Annotated in this window: 9 protein-coding genes; 5 read left to right on the forward strand and 4 right to left on the reverse strand. The window is 70.9% G+C overall.

Going from position 1 to position 12,936, the window contains the following annotated elements; translation table 11 throughout:
• The first annotated feature begins 4 nt into the window (after nucleotides 1–4).
• The 4 genes from Q0863_RS05170 to gdhA all read left to right on the forward strand — a co-directional run bounded on the left by Q0863_RS05170 (nucleotide 5) and on the right by gdhA (nucleotide 5,209).
• Nucleotides 5–1,096 (forward strand): threonine dehydratase, encoded by a 1,092-nt coding sequence (locus tag Q0863_RS05170; protein WP_298577047.1) that lies wholly within the window; start codon nucleotides 5–7, stop codon nucleotides 1,094–1,096.
• Nucleotides 1,093–2,643, forward strand: coding sequence for a 2-isopropylmalate synthase (locus Q0863_RS05175; protein ID WP_298576035.1), 1,551 nt, complete (start codon nucleotides 1,093–1,095; stop codon nucleotides 2,641–2,643). The genes Q0863_RS05170 and Q0863_RS05175 overlap by 4 nt, the downstream gene beginning before the upstream one ends.
• A 102-nt stretch (nucleotides 2,644–2,745) precedes the next feature.
• On the forward strand, nucleotides 2,746–3,804 hold the full coding sequence (leuB, locus tag Q0863_RS05180) for a 3-isopropylmalate dehydrogenase (RefSeq protein WP_298576038.1): 1,059 nt from the start codon (nucleotides 2,746–2,748) through the stop codon (nucleotides 3,802–3,804).
• A gap of 64 nt (nucleotides 3,805–3,868) precedes the next feature.
• Nucleotides 3,869–5,209: an NADP-specific glutamate dehydrogenase gene (gene gdhA, locus Q0863_RS05185; RefSeq protein WP_298576041.1), complete on the forward strand. Its 1,341-nt coding sequence runs from the start codon at nucleotides 3,869–3,871 to the stop codon at nucleotides 5,207–5,209.
• A gap of 81 nt (nucleotides 5,210–5,290) precedes the next feature.
• Here the strand turns inward: gdhA and leuD are convergent, their stop codons facing one another.
• The gene (leuD, locus tag Q0863_RS05190) at nucleotides 5,291–5,938 is read right to left on the reverse strand and encodes a 3-isopropylmalate dehydratase small subunit (protein WP_298576044.1); all 648 of its coding nucleotides are present in this window, start codon (nucleotides 5,936–5,938) and stop codon (nucleotides 5,291–5,293) included.
• A 12-nt stretch (nucleotides 5,939–5,950) separates the two neighbouring features.
• Nucleotides 5,951–7,378 (reverse strand): 3-isopropylmalate dehydratase large subunit, encoded by a 1,428-nt coding sequence (leuC, locus tag Q0863_RS05195; protein WP_298576047.1) that lies wholly within the window; start codon nucleotides 7,376–7,378, stop codon nucleotides 5,951–5,953.
• 168 nt (nucleotides 7,379–7,546) lie between these two features.
• Here leuC and Q0863_RS05200 point away from each other — a divergent pair, with 168 nt between their 5' ends.
• Nucleotides 7,547–8,425, forward strand: a complete 879-nt coding sequence (locus tag Q0863_RS05200; RefSeq protein ID WP_298576050.1) for a LysR family transcriptional regulator — start codon at nucleotides 7,547–7,549, stop codon at nucleotides 8,423–8,425.
• A gap of 68 nt (nucleotides 8,426–8,493) precedes the next feature.
• On the opposite strand, the gene Q0863_RS05205 is transcribed toward Q0863_RS05200, so the two are convergent.
• Both Q0863_RS05205 and Q0863_RS05210 read right to left on the reverse strand, forming a co-directional pair.
• Nucleotides 8,494–11,763: an efflux RND transporter permease subunit gene (locus tag Q0863_RS05205; RefSeq protein ID WP_298576052.1), complete on the reverse strand. Its 3,270-nt coding sequence runs from the start codon at nucleotides 11,761–11,763 to the stop codon at nucleotides 8,494–8,496.
• 50 nt (nucleotides 11,764–11,813) lie between these two features.
• Complete coding sequence (locus Q0863_RS05210; RefSeq protein WP_298576055.1) at nucleotides 11,814–12,935, reverse strand: efflux RND transporter periplasmic adaptor subunit; 1,122 nt, start codon at nucleotides 12,933–12,935, stop codon at nucleotides 11,814–11,816.
• Between the last annotated feature and the right edge of the window lies 1 nt (nucleotide 12,936).

The raw sequence follows: 12,936 nt of genomic DNA on the forward strand, positions 1-12,936 counted from the left end.
CACCATCGACGTGTCCGCCAGCGACGTGCTGGCGGCGCAGGCGCGGCTGCGCAAGTACCTTGACGTCACGCCCACCCATTACGCCGAGCGCTTCGGCACCTGGCTCAAGCTCGAGAACCTGCAGCGCACCGGCTCGTACAAGGTGCGCGGCGCGCTCAACGCGCTGCTGGCCGCGCGCGAACGCGGCGACGACCGCTACGTGATCACCGCCTCGGCGGGCAACCACGCGCAGGGCATGGCCTGGGCGGCCTACCGGCTCGGCATTCCCGCGATCACCGTCATGCCCAGGACCGCGCCGGACACCAAGGTCGCCGGCGTCGCCCACTGGGGCGCCACGGTGCGCCTGCACGGCGAGACCTACGACGAGGCCAAGGCCTTCGCGAAGGAGCTCGCCGAACACAACGGCTTCCGCCTGCTGTCGGCCTTCGACGATCCGGACGTGATCGCCGGCCAGGGCACGGTCGGGCTGGAGATCGCCGCGGCGATGAATCCGGACGTGGTGCTGGTGCCGATCGGCGGGGGCGGCCTGGCCTCCGGCGTGGCGCTGGCGCTCAAGTCGCAGGGCGTGCGCATCGTCGGCGCCCAGGTCGAGGGCGTCGATGCGATGAGCCGCGCGCTCAAGGGCGACCGCAGCCTGGTCGATCCACGCCCCACGCTCGCCGACGGGGTGCGGGTGAAGGAACCGGGCTACCTCACCGAACGCATCCTGCGCGACCTGCTCGATGACGTGGTGATCGTGCGCGAGGCCGAGCTGCGCGAGACGCTGGTGCGGCTGGCGCTGGAAGAACACGTGATCGCCGAAGGCGCGGGCGCGCTCGCGCTGGCCGCGGGCAAGCGCGTGGCGGGCAAGCGCAAGTGCGCGGTCGTGTCCGGCGGCAACGTCGACGCAGGCGTGCTGGCCGCCCTGCTGTCGGAGGTCCGCCCGCGCCCGCCGCGCAAGCCGCGCCGGCGCGTGCGCGAGCGACTTCCCTTGCCGGCGGCGAAGCAACCCCCGCTTCCCGCCGGCCTTCTCCCCGCATCCGATGCACCGTCGCCGCGGCAGAAATCCGCACCGAGTAACATCCGCAAGGACCTTCCCGAGGAACTCCTCGCATGAGCAGCAACCCCGAATTCGTACGCATCTTCGACACCACGCTGCGCGATGGCGAGCAGTCCCCCGGCTGCAGCATGACGCCGCAGCAGAAGGTGGTGATGGCGCGCGCGCTCGCCGAGCTCGGCGTGGACATCATCGAAACCGGATTCCCGGCCAGTTCCCAGTCCGACCGCGACGCCACCGCGCAGATCGTGCGCGAGCTGCGCCACACCACGCTGGCGGTGCTCTCGCGCTGCCTGCCGGGCGACATCCAGGCCTCGGCACGCGCGCTCGAGGGTGCGGCCAGCCCGCGCATCCACGTGTTCCTGTCCACCAGCCCGCTGCACCGCGAGCACAAGCTGCGGATGAGCCGCGAGCAGGTGCTCGACTCGATCGGCACGCACGTGGCGATGGCGCGCCGCTACGTCGACGACATCGAGTTCTCGCCCGAGGACGGCACCCGGACCGAGGAGGACTTCCTGCACGAAGCGGTCGCCGTGGCGATCGCCGCCGGCGCCACCACCATCAACGTGCCCGACACCCTGGGCTACACCACGCCGGAAGAGATCCGCGGCCTGTTCGAGCGCATGATCGGCAACATCCCCGGCGCCCGCGACGTGGTGTTCAGCGCCCACTGCCACAACGACCTGGGCCTGGCGGTCGCGAACTCGCTGGCGGCGATGGAGGGCGGCGCGCGCCAGATCGAATGCACCATCAACGGCATCGGCGAGCGCGCCGGCAACGCCGCGCTGGAAGAACTGGTGATGGCGCTGAAGGTACGCAACGCCTTCTACGACATCGACACCCGCATCGACACGCGCCGCCTGGTACCGACCTCGCAGCTGCTGCAGCGCCTGATCGGCATGCCCGTGCAGCGCAACAAGGCGATCGTGGGCCAGAACGCGTTCGCGCACGAGTCCGGCATCCACCAGCACGGCATGCTGCGCAACCGCAGCACCTACGAGATCATGAATCCCTCCGACGTGGGCTGGCCCGACACCAAGATGGTGCTGGGCCGGCACAGCGGCCGCGCCGCGGTCGGCCACCGCCTGCGCGCACTGGGCTACACGATGGAGGACGAGCAGCTCGACCAGGTGTTCGCCCGCTTCAAGGAGCTGTGCGAGCAGCAGCGGGTGGTCGAGGACGACGACCTGGAGCGCCTGATCGATGGCGGCGTCGTCGGCCAGGGCTACCGGCTCTCGTCGATGACGATCAGCGACCGCGGCCAGCGCGCCAGCGCGCAGGTCGAGCTGTCCGATCCGGACGGCCGCAGGATCAGCGAGAGCGCGCTGGGCGATGGCCCGGTGGATGCGCTGTTCGCCGCGCTGTCCAACGCGACCGGGGTGAAGCTGTCGCTGGAGAGCTACAGCGTGCACAGCGTCGGCCTCGGCGCCGACGCGCAGGGCGAGGCCGCGCTGAGCGTCCATCACGAGGGCGTCGAATACCAGGGCACCGGCACCAGCCGCGACATCATCGAGGCCAGCGCGCTGGCCTGGCTGGACGTGGCCAACCGCATCCTGCGCCGCCAGCCGGCGGCCACGCCCGGTCTCGACAGCCGCGCCAGCGCCTGACCGTTCCGCCCCCGACGGCCCGCGCCTGCGCGCGGCCGCCGGATCGCACACGCCGCGGCGGTCCGCGCCGGCGGCTCCCTTCCACGTCCGCAATCGAAGTCCATGCACGCTGACATCGTCGTACTGCCCGGGGACGGCATCGGCCCCGAGATCATCTCCGCCACCCTTCCCGTCCTCGAGGCCGTCGGCCGCCGCTTCGGCCACGATTTCGCCTTCTCCACGCACGACATCGGCGGCTTCGCCATCGACCGCCACGGCGAGCCGTTGCCGGCGGCGACGCTGGAAGCCGCACGCAAGGCGGACGCCATCCTGCTGGGCGCGGTGGGCGGGCCGAAGTGGTCCGATCCCAACGCGAAGGTGCGCCCGGAACAGGGCCTGCTGGCGATCCGCAAGGCGCTGGGCCTGTTCGCCAACCTGCGCCCGGTCAAGCCGCACGCCGCCGCGCTGGGCGCCTCGCCGATCAAGCCCGAGTTGCTGCAGGGTGTGGACATCGTGGTGGTGCGCGAGCTGACCGGCGGCATCTACTTCGGCGACAAGACCCGCAGCGACACCGAGGCGACCGACCTGTGCCGCTACAGCGTGGCCGAGATCGAGCGCGTGGTGCGCAGCGCAGCGGCGCTCGCCCGCCAGCGCCGCGGCCACCTGACCTCGGTCGACAAGGCCAACGTGCTGGAAACCTCGCGCCTGTGGCGCGACGTGACCACGCGGGTGATGCGCGACGAGTTCGCGGACGTGACGGTCGAGCACCAGCTGGTCGACTCGATGGCCATGCACCTGCTTTCCAAGCCGCGCGCCTACGACGTGATCGTCACCGAGAACATGTTCGGCGACATCCTCACCGACGAGGCCTCGATGCTGGCCGGATCGCTCGGTTTGCTGGCTTCGGCCTCGCTGGGCGCGGGCAAGGTGGGGATCTACGAGCCGATCCATGGTTCGGCACCCGACATCGCCGGCAAGGGCATCGCCAATCCCTACGCCACCATCCTGAGCGCTGCGATGCTGCTGCGCCATTCGCTCGGGCTCGAAGCGGAGGCGGCCGCCGTGGAGGCGGCGGTGTCCGCCGCGCTCGACGCGAGGGTGTTCACCGCCGACCTGGCCGCCGCGGGCGAGGCGGTGGGCACGACCGACGCCGCGCAGGCGGTGATCGAACGCCTCGCCTGAGGCCCACCGCCGGCGCGCAGGGATGCAGCGCCGGCCGACGACATCGAACAGACAGGGGGATGGCATGCCGCTTTCCAGGGACGAGTTTCTTGCGCGCGTCGAGCGTCGCGATCCAGGCCAGCCGGAGTTCCTGCAGGCGGTCAAGGAAGTCACGGCCAGTCTTTGGCCTTTCCTGCAACGCTTTCCCGAGTACGGCCGCGACGGGTTGATGGACCGGCTCGTCGAACCCGAGCGCGTGATCCAGTTCCGCGTGAGCTGGGTGGACGACCACGGCAAGGTGCGGGTCAACCGCGCCTGGCGCGTGCAGCACAGCTCCGCGATCGGCCCGTTCAAGGGCGGCATGCGCCTGCATCCGTCGGTGAACCTGTCGATCCTGAAGTTCCTCGCCTTCGAGCAGACCTTCAAGAACGCCCTGACCACCCTGCCGATGGGCGGCGGCAAGGGCGGCGCCGACTTCGACCCCAAGGGCAAGAGCGATGGCGAGGTGATGCGCTTCTGCCAGGCGCTGATGCTGGAGCTGCACCGGCACCTGGGTCCGGACACCGACGTGCCCGCCGGAGACATCGGCGTGGGCGCGCGCGAGGTCGGCTACATGGCCGGGATGATGAAGAAGCTGTCCAACCACGCCGGCGCGGTGTTCACCGGCAAGGGCCTGTCCTACGGCGGCAGCCTGATGCGTCCCGAGGCGACCGGCTACGGTACGGTGTACTTCGTCGAGCAGATGCTGCACCACGCGCGGCGCGAAACCCAGGGCGCGCGGGTGCTGATCTCCGGTTCGGGCAACGTGGCGCAGTTCGCCGCGCTCAAGGCCGAGGAACTGGGCGGCAAGGTGCTGACCTTCAGCGATTCGGACGGCACCCTGTACGCGCGCGAAGGCTTCGACCCGGACGCGATCCGCGAAGTCGCCGAGCTCAAGAACCTGCGTCGCGGCCGCCTGTCCGAACTGGCGGAGGACGCGCGGTTCGAATACCTGCCCGGCAGGCGGCCGTGGCACATTCCGGCCGAGATCGCCCTGCCCTGCGCCACCCAGAACGAGCTGGACGGCGAGGATGCGCGCACCCTCGTCGGTAACGGCGTGGTCTGCGTAGCCGAAGGCGCGAACATGCCGAGTACGCTGGAGGCGGTGGACGTGTTCCTCGAGTCCGGCACGCTGTACGCGCCGGGCAAGGCCAGCAACGCCGGCGGGGTGGCGACCTCGGGGCTGGAGATGAGCCAGAACGCGCTGCGTCTGTCCTGGCACCACGCCGAGGTCGACGAGCGCCTGCACGCGATCATGAAGGAGATCCACGGCCACTGCGTGCGCCACGGAAAGCGCGAGGACGGCAGCATCAACTACGTCGACGGCGCCAACATCGCCGGCTTCGTCAAGGTCGCCGATGCGATGCTGGCGCAGGGCGTGTACTGACATCGCCACCGCGCGATGCGAGAACGCTGCCCCCGGGCGGCGTTCTTCGTTGCGGCCTCCGGCGGACCGACGGCGCGACGCTCAGCCCAGCGCGTCGAACAGCCAAGGCTGGCTCGCGCGGTGCCGGGCCTCGAACGCGGCGATCGCTTCGTGCTCCTGCAGGGTCAGGCCGATGTCGTCCAGGCCGTTGAACAGGCAGTGCTTGCGGAACGCATCGATCTCGAAGCGGTACTGCACGCCATCGGGGCGCGTCACCGTCTGCGCGGCGAGGTCGACCGCCAGCGAGTAGCCCTCGTTCGCCTCGCACTGCGCGAACAGCGCATCGACCTCCGGCTCCGCCAGCACGATCGGCAGCAGTCCGTTCTTGAAGCTGTTGTTGTAGAAGATGTCGGCGAAACCCGGCGCGATGATGGCGCGGAACCCGTATTCCTCGAGTGCCCAGGGCGCGTGTTCGCGCGAGGAGCCGCAGCCGAAGTTCTCGCGCGCCAGCAGCACGCTGGCGCCGGCGTAGCGCGGGAAGTTGAGCACGAAATCGGGATTGACCGGACGCGTGCTGCTGTCCTGTCCGGGCTGGCCGACGTCGAGGTAGCGCCATTCGTCGAACAGGTTGGGGCCGAAGCCGCTGCGCCGGATCGACTTGAGGAACTGCTTGGGGATGATCTGGTCGGTGTCGACGTTGGCGCGGTCGAGCGGGGCGACCAGGCCGGCGTGGGTAGTGAAGGCTTTCATGTGGTCAGGTCCTCAGGCCGGTGCCAGTTCGCGCACGTCGACGAAGTGGCCGGCGACGGCGGCGGCCGCCGCCATGGCCGGGCTGACCAGGTGGGTGCGCCCGCCGGCGCCCTGTCGCCCTTCGAAGTTGCGGTTGGAGGTCGACGCGCAGTGCTCGCCGCTGCCGAGCCTGTCGGGATTCATCGCCAGGCACATCGAGCAGCCCGGCTCGCGCCATTCGAAACCGGCCTCGATGAAGATACGGTCCAGCCCCTCGGCTTCGGCCTGCGCCTTGACCAGGCCCGAACCCGGCACCACCAACGCCTGCTTCACGCTGGCGGCGACCTTGCGCCCCCTGGCCACCGCCGCGGCGGCGCGCAGGTCCTCGATGCGCGAATTGGTGCATGAGCCGATGAACACGCGGTCGAGCCGGATCGAAGCGATCGGCTGGTTGGGCTGCAGGCCCATGTACCTGAGCGCACGCTCGATCGAATCGCGCTTCACCGGATCGGTTTCGCACGCCGGGTCCGGCACGTTCCGGTCGACGGCCAGCACCATCTCCGGCGAGGTCCCCCAGCTGACCTGCGGCTTGATGTCCTCGGCGCGCAGTTCGACCACCGTGTCGAAGTGCGCGTCGTCGTCGGATACCAGCGTGCGCCACAGCGCCACCGCCGCGTCCCAGTCGGCGCCCTTCGGCGCGAAGGGCCGGCCGCGCACGTACTCGATGGTCTTGTCGTCCACCGCCACCATGCCCACGCGCGCGCCGGCCTCGATCGACATGTTGCAGATGGTCATGCGGCCTTCGATGGACAGCTCGCGGATCGCGCTGCCGGCGAACTCCAGCGCGTGGCCGTTGCCGCCCGCGGTGCCGATCCTGCCGATCACCGCCAGCACGACGTCCTTGGCGGTCACGCCCGGACCGAGCCGGCCTTCGACGCGCACCTGCATGTTCTTCATCTTCTTGGCGACCAGGCACTGCGTGGCCAGCACGTGCTCGACCTCGGAAGTGCCGATGCCGTGCGCCAGCGCGCCGAACGCGCCGTGCGTGGAGGTATGCGAATCGCCGCAGACCACGGTCATGCCGGGCAGGGTCGCGCCCTGTTCTGGACCCACGACGTGAACGATGCCCTGGCGCGCGTCGTTCATCCTGAACTCGAGGATGCCGAAGTCGTCGCAGTTCTCGTCCAGGGTCTGCACCTGCAGGCGCGAGACCTCGTCGACGATCGCCTCCAGGCCGCCCTGCCGTTCGGCCTTCGTGGTCGGCACGTTGTGGTCGGGCGTGGCGATGTTGGCGTCCACCCGCCAGGGCTTGCGCCCGGCCAAGCGCAGGCCTTCGAAGGCCTGCGGCGAGGTGACCTCGTGCAGGATGTGGCGGTCGATGTAGATCAGCGAGGAGCCGTCGTCGCGACGCCGCACTTCGTGCATTTCCCACAGCTTGTCGTACAGGGTCTGGCCGGGCATTTGGCGTGGGTCCTGGTGTCGTTGCGTGGCGCGCGGCGCTTCCCCGCCTCCGTGCGCGAATGCGGCAGCGCGGTGGCCGTCGGGGCGTCTGGTCCAGCCCATCGTAGGCACTTGTTTTCGATAACTCCAATTCATATTTTTCATTCATCGCATAACTGGAACGACTGGATGGACCTCGCCAGCCTGGACGCCTTCGTCGCGGTCGCCGACAGCGGCGGCTTCTCCGCGGCCGGTGAACGGCTGCATCTCACCCAGCCGGCGGTCAGCAAGCGCATCGCGGTGCTGGAGCAGCACCTCGGCCGGCGCCTGTTCGACCGCATCGGCCGCGAGGTCGCGCTGACCGAGGCCGGCCGTGCACTGCTGCCGCGCGCGCGCCGCATCCTCGGCGAGATGGAGGACACGCGGCGCGCCCTGGGCAACCTCGATGCGGACGTGGGCGGCCGGCTCAACCTCGCCACCAGCCACCACATCGGCCTGCACCGGCTGCCACCGATGCTGCGCGCCTTCGTCCACCAACACCCACGGGCGGCAGTGGACATCCGCTTCCTCGATTCCGAACACGCCTGGTCGGAGGTGCTGCACGGGCGGCTGGAGCTCGCGATCACGACGCTTGGCCCCGCCGCGCCCCCGCTGCGCGCGGTGCCGGTGTGGGACGACCCGCTGGAGTTCGTGGTCGCGCCGGACCATCCGCTGGCCGCGCGCGGCCGCGCCACGCTGGCCGAACTGGCGACGCACCCGGCGGTGCTGCCGGACGCCAGCACCTTCACCCACCGGATCGTGGCCGGGCGCTTCGCCGACGAAGGGCTCGCGTTGCGACTGCACATGACCACCAATGCGATGGAAACGCTGAAGATGCTGGCCGGCGTCGGTCTGGCCTGGAGCGTGCTGCCGCACACGATGCTCGATGCGTCGACCGTGGTGCTGCGCGTGCCCGGCACGCGGCTGCGGCGCCGGCTGGGCTACGTGACCCACACCGGGCGCACGCTGTCGAATGCGGCGCGCGCGTTCATGGCGCTGCTGGACGCGGACGCCGCGCGGCGTCGCTGAGCGGCTGCGGCAGCGGACTCGCAATCAGCGGCGGGCGCAGCCGCCCGCCGGCGCGAGACCCGTGGCGTTCAGTGCGCCGGACCGGGCGCCGGCTCGTCCCGGCGCACCTTGAACCAGGCCGCATACAACGCCGGCAGGAACAGCAGGGTCAGCACGGTGGCGACGGCGAGGCCGCCCATGATCGCCACCGCCATCGGCCCGAAGAAGGCGCTGCGCGAGAGCGGGATCATGGCCAGGATCGCCGCCAGCGCGGTCAGCACGATCGGCCGGAAACGCCGCACCGTCGCGTCGATGACCGCGTCCCAGCGCGCGTGCCCGGCGGCGATGTCCTGCTCGATCTGGTCGACCAGGATCACCGAGTTGCGCATGATCATGCCCGCCAGCGCGATCGTGCCCAGCATCGCCACGAAGCCGAACGGCACGCGGAACGCCAGCAGGAACAGCGTCACGCCGACCAGCCCCAGCGGCGCGGTCAGCAGCACCAGCAGCGAGCGCGACAGGCTGCGCAGCTGCAGCATCAGCAGGGTCACCACCACCAGCAGGAACAGCGGCAGGCCGGCCTTGATCGAATCCTGTCCGCGTGCCGAATCCTCGACCGTGCCCCCGGTCTCGAGCAGGTAGCCCGGCGGCAGCGCATCGCGGATGTCCTGCAGCGTGGGCAGGATCTGCGCCACCACCGTCGGCGGAGTGACGCCGTCGCGGATGTCGGCGCGCACGGTGATCGTGGGCAGCCGGTCGCGATGCCAGATGATCCCGTCCTCGTAGCCGTACTCGAGCGTGGCCAGCTGCGACAGCGGCACCGGACCGCCCTCGCCGCCCGGGATCGCCAGGCTGCCCAGCAGCTCCAGGTGGGTGCGCTCTTCGCCGGTGCCACGCAGCAGCACGCCGATCAGCTCGTTGCCCTCGCGGAAGGTGCTCACCTGCAGCCCGCTGAGCGAGCTGGACAGGAATTGCGCGACGCGTTGCGAACTGATGCCCAGCGCGCGCGCGCGATCCTGGTCGATGCGCACGCGCACGACCTTGCTCGGCTCGCTCCAGTCCAGGTGCACGTTGACCAGGTACGGGTTGTCGCGCACGCGGTCGGCCACCTGCGCGGCCAGCTCGCGCACGCGCTCGACGTGTTCGCCCGACACGCGGAACTGCACCGGGTAGCCCACCGGCGGCCCATTCTCGAGCCGGGTCACGCGCAGCTGCAGCTCGGGGAACTGCGACGCCGCCTCGTCGATCAGCCAGGCGCGCACCGCCTCGCGCGAGTCCTGGTCGTGCGTGCGCACCACGAACTGGGCGAAGTTGGTCTGCGGCAGCTGCTGGTCCAGCGGCAGGTAGAAGCGCGGCGAACCGGTGCCGACATAGGCCACGTAGTTGTCGATGCCCTCGCGCCCCTCGAGCAGCGCCTCGAGCCTGCGCACCTGCGCTTCGGTCGCGCGCAGCGAGCTGCCCTCGGCCAGCTCCATGTCGATCATGAGCTCGAGACGGGTCGAGTCGGGGAAGAACTGTTGCGGCACGAAACGGAACAGCGCCAGCGACAGCGCGAAAGCGCCGACCGTCGCGCCGATCACCAGCCAGCGGTGGCGCAGCGACCAGTCCAGCAGGCCGCGGAAACGCTGGTAGAAGCGCGTCTGGTAGGGGTCGTGCGCAGGTGGTGCGACTCCGCCGGCATCTGCTCGTTCGCTCCCTGCCCCGCGCGCGGACGAGGGTTGGGACGGGGGCAGGCCGGTCGCCACGTCCGCAGGCGACGCTTCGCCGCGTGCCCCCGCCCCGGCCCTCGTCCGCATGCGGGGGAGGGAGCGGGAACGCAATCCCGACAGGAATGCCGACGCGCGCCGAAGCACCGACGGCTTGCCGGCATGTCCGTCCATGTCCGGCAGCATCTTCTCGCCCAGCCAGGGGATGAACAGCACGGCCGCGATCCACGACACCACCAGCGCGATCGTCACCACCTCGAACAGCGAACGCGTGTACTCGCCCACCCCCGAGGCGGCGGTCGCGATCGGCAGGAAGCCGGCGGCGGTGACCAGGGTGCCGGTGAGCATCGGGAAGGCGGTATTGGTCCAGGCGAAGCCCGCGGCGCGGAAGCGGTCGAAGCCCTGCTCCATCTTGATCGCCATCATCTCCACCGCGATGATCGCGTCGTCGACCAGCAGCCCCAGCGCCAGCACCAGCGCACCGAGCGAAATCTTGTGCAGGCCGACGCCGAACCACTCCATGACCACGAAGGTCATCGCCAGCACCAGCGGGATCGACACCGCCACCACCAGCCCGGTGCGGAAGCCGAGCGAAAAGAAGCTCACCAAGAGCACGATCGCCACCGCCTCCGCCAGCACCTTGACGAACTCGCCGACCGAATCGCGCACCGCGGCCGGCTGGTCGGTGACCTTGCGCAGCTCCATGCCCGCGGGCAGGGTGCGCTGCAGCCGCTCGAACGCGGCATCGAGGGTGCTGCCCAGGCGCAGGATGTCGCCGCCTTCGCGCATCGACACGCCCAAGCCGATCGCGTCCTGCCCCATGAAGCGCATGCGCGGCGCGGCCGGGTCGGAGAACCCGCGGCTGACGCTGGCGATGTCGCCCAGGCGGACGGTGCGGTCGCCCGCCCGGATCGGGAAGTCGCGGATGTCCTCGACCGAGCCGAAGGCGCCGTCCACGCGCAGCTGCACGCGGTCGCTCGGCGTTTCGAAGAACCCGGCCGGCGAGACCGCATTCTGCTGCGACAGCGCCTGCTGCACCGCCTGCATCGGAATGCCGAGCGTGGCCAGCCGGGTATTGCTGACCTCGATCCAGATCCGTTCGTCCTGCAGTCCGATCAGCTCGACCTTGCCGACGTTGTCGATGCGCTGCAGCTCCAGCTGCACGCGGTCGGCATAGTCCTTGAGCACCGCGTAGTCGAAGCCTTCGCCGGTGAGCGCGTAGATGTTGCCGAAGGTGTCGCCGAACTCGTCGTTGAAGAACGGCCCGACCACGCCCTCGGGCAGGGTCGCGCGGATGTCGCCGACCTTCTTGCGCACCTGGTACCAGAGCTGCGGCACGTCGCGCGAGTGCATCGAATCGCGCGCCATGAAGATCACCTGCGATTCGCCCGGCCGCGAGTACGAGCGGATGTACTCGTACTCGCCGGTTTCCATGAGCTTCTTCTCGATGCGCTCGGTGACCTGGCGCGCGACCTCCTCGGCCGTGGCGCCGGGCCACAGCGTGCGTACCACCATGGCCTTGAAGGTATACGGCGGGTCTTCCGAGCGCCCGAGCTGCAGGTAGGACAGCGCGCCGCCGATCGCGACCACGATCATCGCGTACAGCACCAGGCTGCGGTTGCGCAGCGCCCACTCGGAGAGGTTGAAGCGCATCGGTCAGCGTCCCGCGCGGCCGGCGGCATCGCGGCGCTGGCGGACCGCCGTCACCGCGGCGCGTCCGCGGCCGCGACCACCGGGCGGTTGTCGCGATCGACCGGCGCCACGACCTGGCCTTCGCGCAGCAGATGGCCACCGGCCGCCACCACCCATGCGTCCGCCTCGAGTCCGGACAGCACCGGCACCCGCGACTGGCCGAGCCGCCCGGTTTCCACCGGAACCAGGCGCAGCGCGCCGCTGCCCGGCTCCACCACCCACACCGCATGCCCGCCGGACGCGGCAGGCTGCAGCGCCGACAGCGGCACGCTCAGCGCCGCGCCCTCGCCGTCCTGGCGCACGTACACGCGCGCGCTCTGGCCCAGCGCCACCTGGTCGATGGCGCCCGGCTCCAGCGCGACGCGCGCGGCGAAGGTGCGCGCCTGCGGTTCGGCCGCGGCGGCGATCTCGCGGATGCGGCCCGGCAGGCGCCGGTCCGCCGCGTCCCACAGTTCGACCTCGACCGGCTGCCCCAGGCGGACCTCGCCGATGCGCGATTCGGGCAGCGCGATCGCCACCTCGCGGCCGCCATCTCCGGCCAGGGTGTAGACCGCCTGCCCGGCGGCGACGACCTGCCCGGCCTCGGCCAGGCGGCTGGCGATCACGCCGTCGCGCGGCGCGCGCAACTGCGCGTACGCGGCCTGGTTGCGGGCCACGTCCAGCTGCGCCCGCGCGGCGCGTGCCTGTTCCTCGGCCGCGCGCCAGGCGGAGTCCTGCGCGTCCATGGCCGACTGGCTGACCAGCCGCTCCTGCGCCAGCGCCTGGAAGCGGGCCCGGTCGGCGCGGACGCGCGCCAGTTCGGCCTCGGCGGCCGCCAGCTGCGCGCGCGCAGCCTCGGCCTGCAGGCGCTGGTCGCCCGGATCGAGCTCGGCCAGCACCTGGCCGGCGCGCACGTGCTCGCCGGCATCGACGTGGCGCCGCGCCAGGTTGCCGCCGATACGGAACGCGAGCGGGCTTTCCTCGCGCGCGCGGATTTCGCCGGCATAGGTCGAGACCGCCGCCTCGGCGCCGCCGCGCGGCTGTACGACCAGGACCGGACGCGGCCCGGACGCTTTTTCGTCTTCGCTGCCGCAGGCCGACAGCAGGCCGGCCAGCGCGAGGCCGACGATCCATGCGGGGAAGCAACGTCCCATG

The organism is uncultured Luteimonas sp., from assembly GCF_947492465.1.
GTDB lineage: Bacteria > Pseudomonadota > Gammaproteobacteria > Xanthomonadales > Xanthomonadaceae > Luteimonas.

Coding starts and splice junctions, on each gene's coding strand:
- Q0863_RS05175 (WP_298576035.1), top strand. CDS start 1,093: ATGAGCAGCAACCCCGAATTCGTACGCATCTTCGACACCACGCTGCGC.
- leuB (WP_298576038.1), top strand. CDS start 2,746: ATGCACGCTGACATCGTCGTACTGCCCGGGGACGGCATCGGCCCCGAG.
- gdhA (WP_298576041.1), top strand. CDS start 3,869: ATGCCGCTTTCCAGGGACGAGTTTCTTGCGCGCGTCGAGCGTCGCGAT.
- leuD (WP_298576044.1), bottom strand. CDS start 5,938: ATGAAAGCCTTCACTACCCACGCCGGCCTGGTCGCCCCGCTCGACCGC.
- leuC (WP_298576047.1), bottom strand. CDS start 7,378: ATGCCCGGCCAGACCCTGTACGACAAGCTGTGGGAAATGCACGAAGTG.
- Q0863_RS05200 (WP_298576050.1), top strand. CDS start 7,547: ATGGACCTCGCCAGCCTGGACGCCTTCGTCGCGGTCGCCGACAGCGGC.
- Q0863_RS05205 (WP_298576052.1), bottom strand. CDS start 11,763: ATGCGCTTCAACCTCTCCGAGTGGGCGCTGCGCAACCGCAGCCTGGTG.
- Q0863_RS05210 (WP_298576055.1), bottom strand. CDS start 12,935: ATGGGACGTTGCTTCCCCGCATGGATCGTCGGCCTCGCGCTGGCCGGC.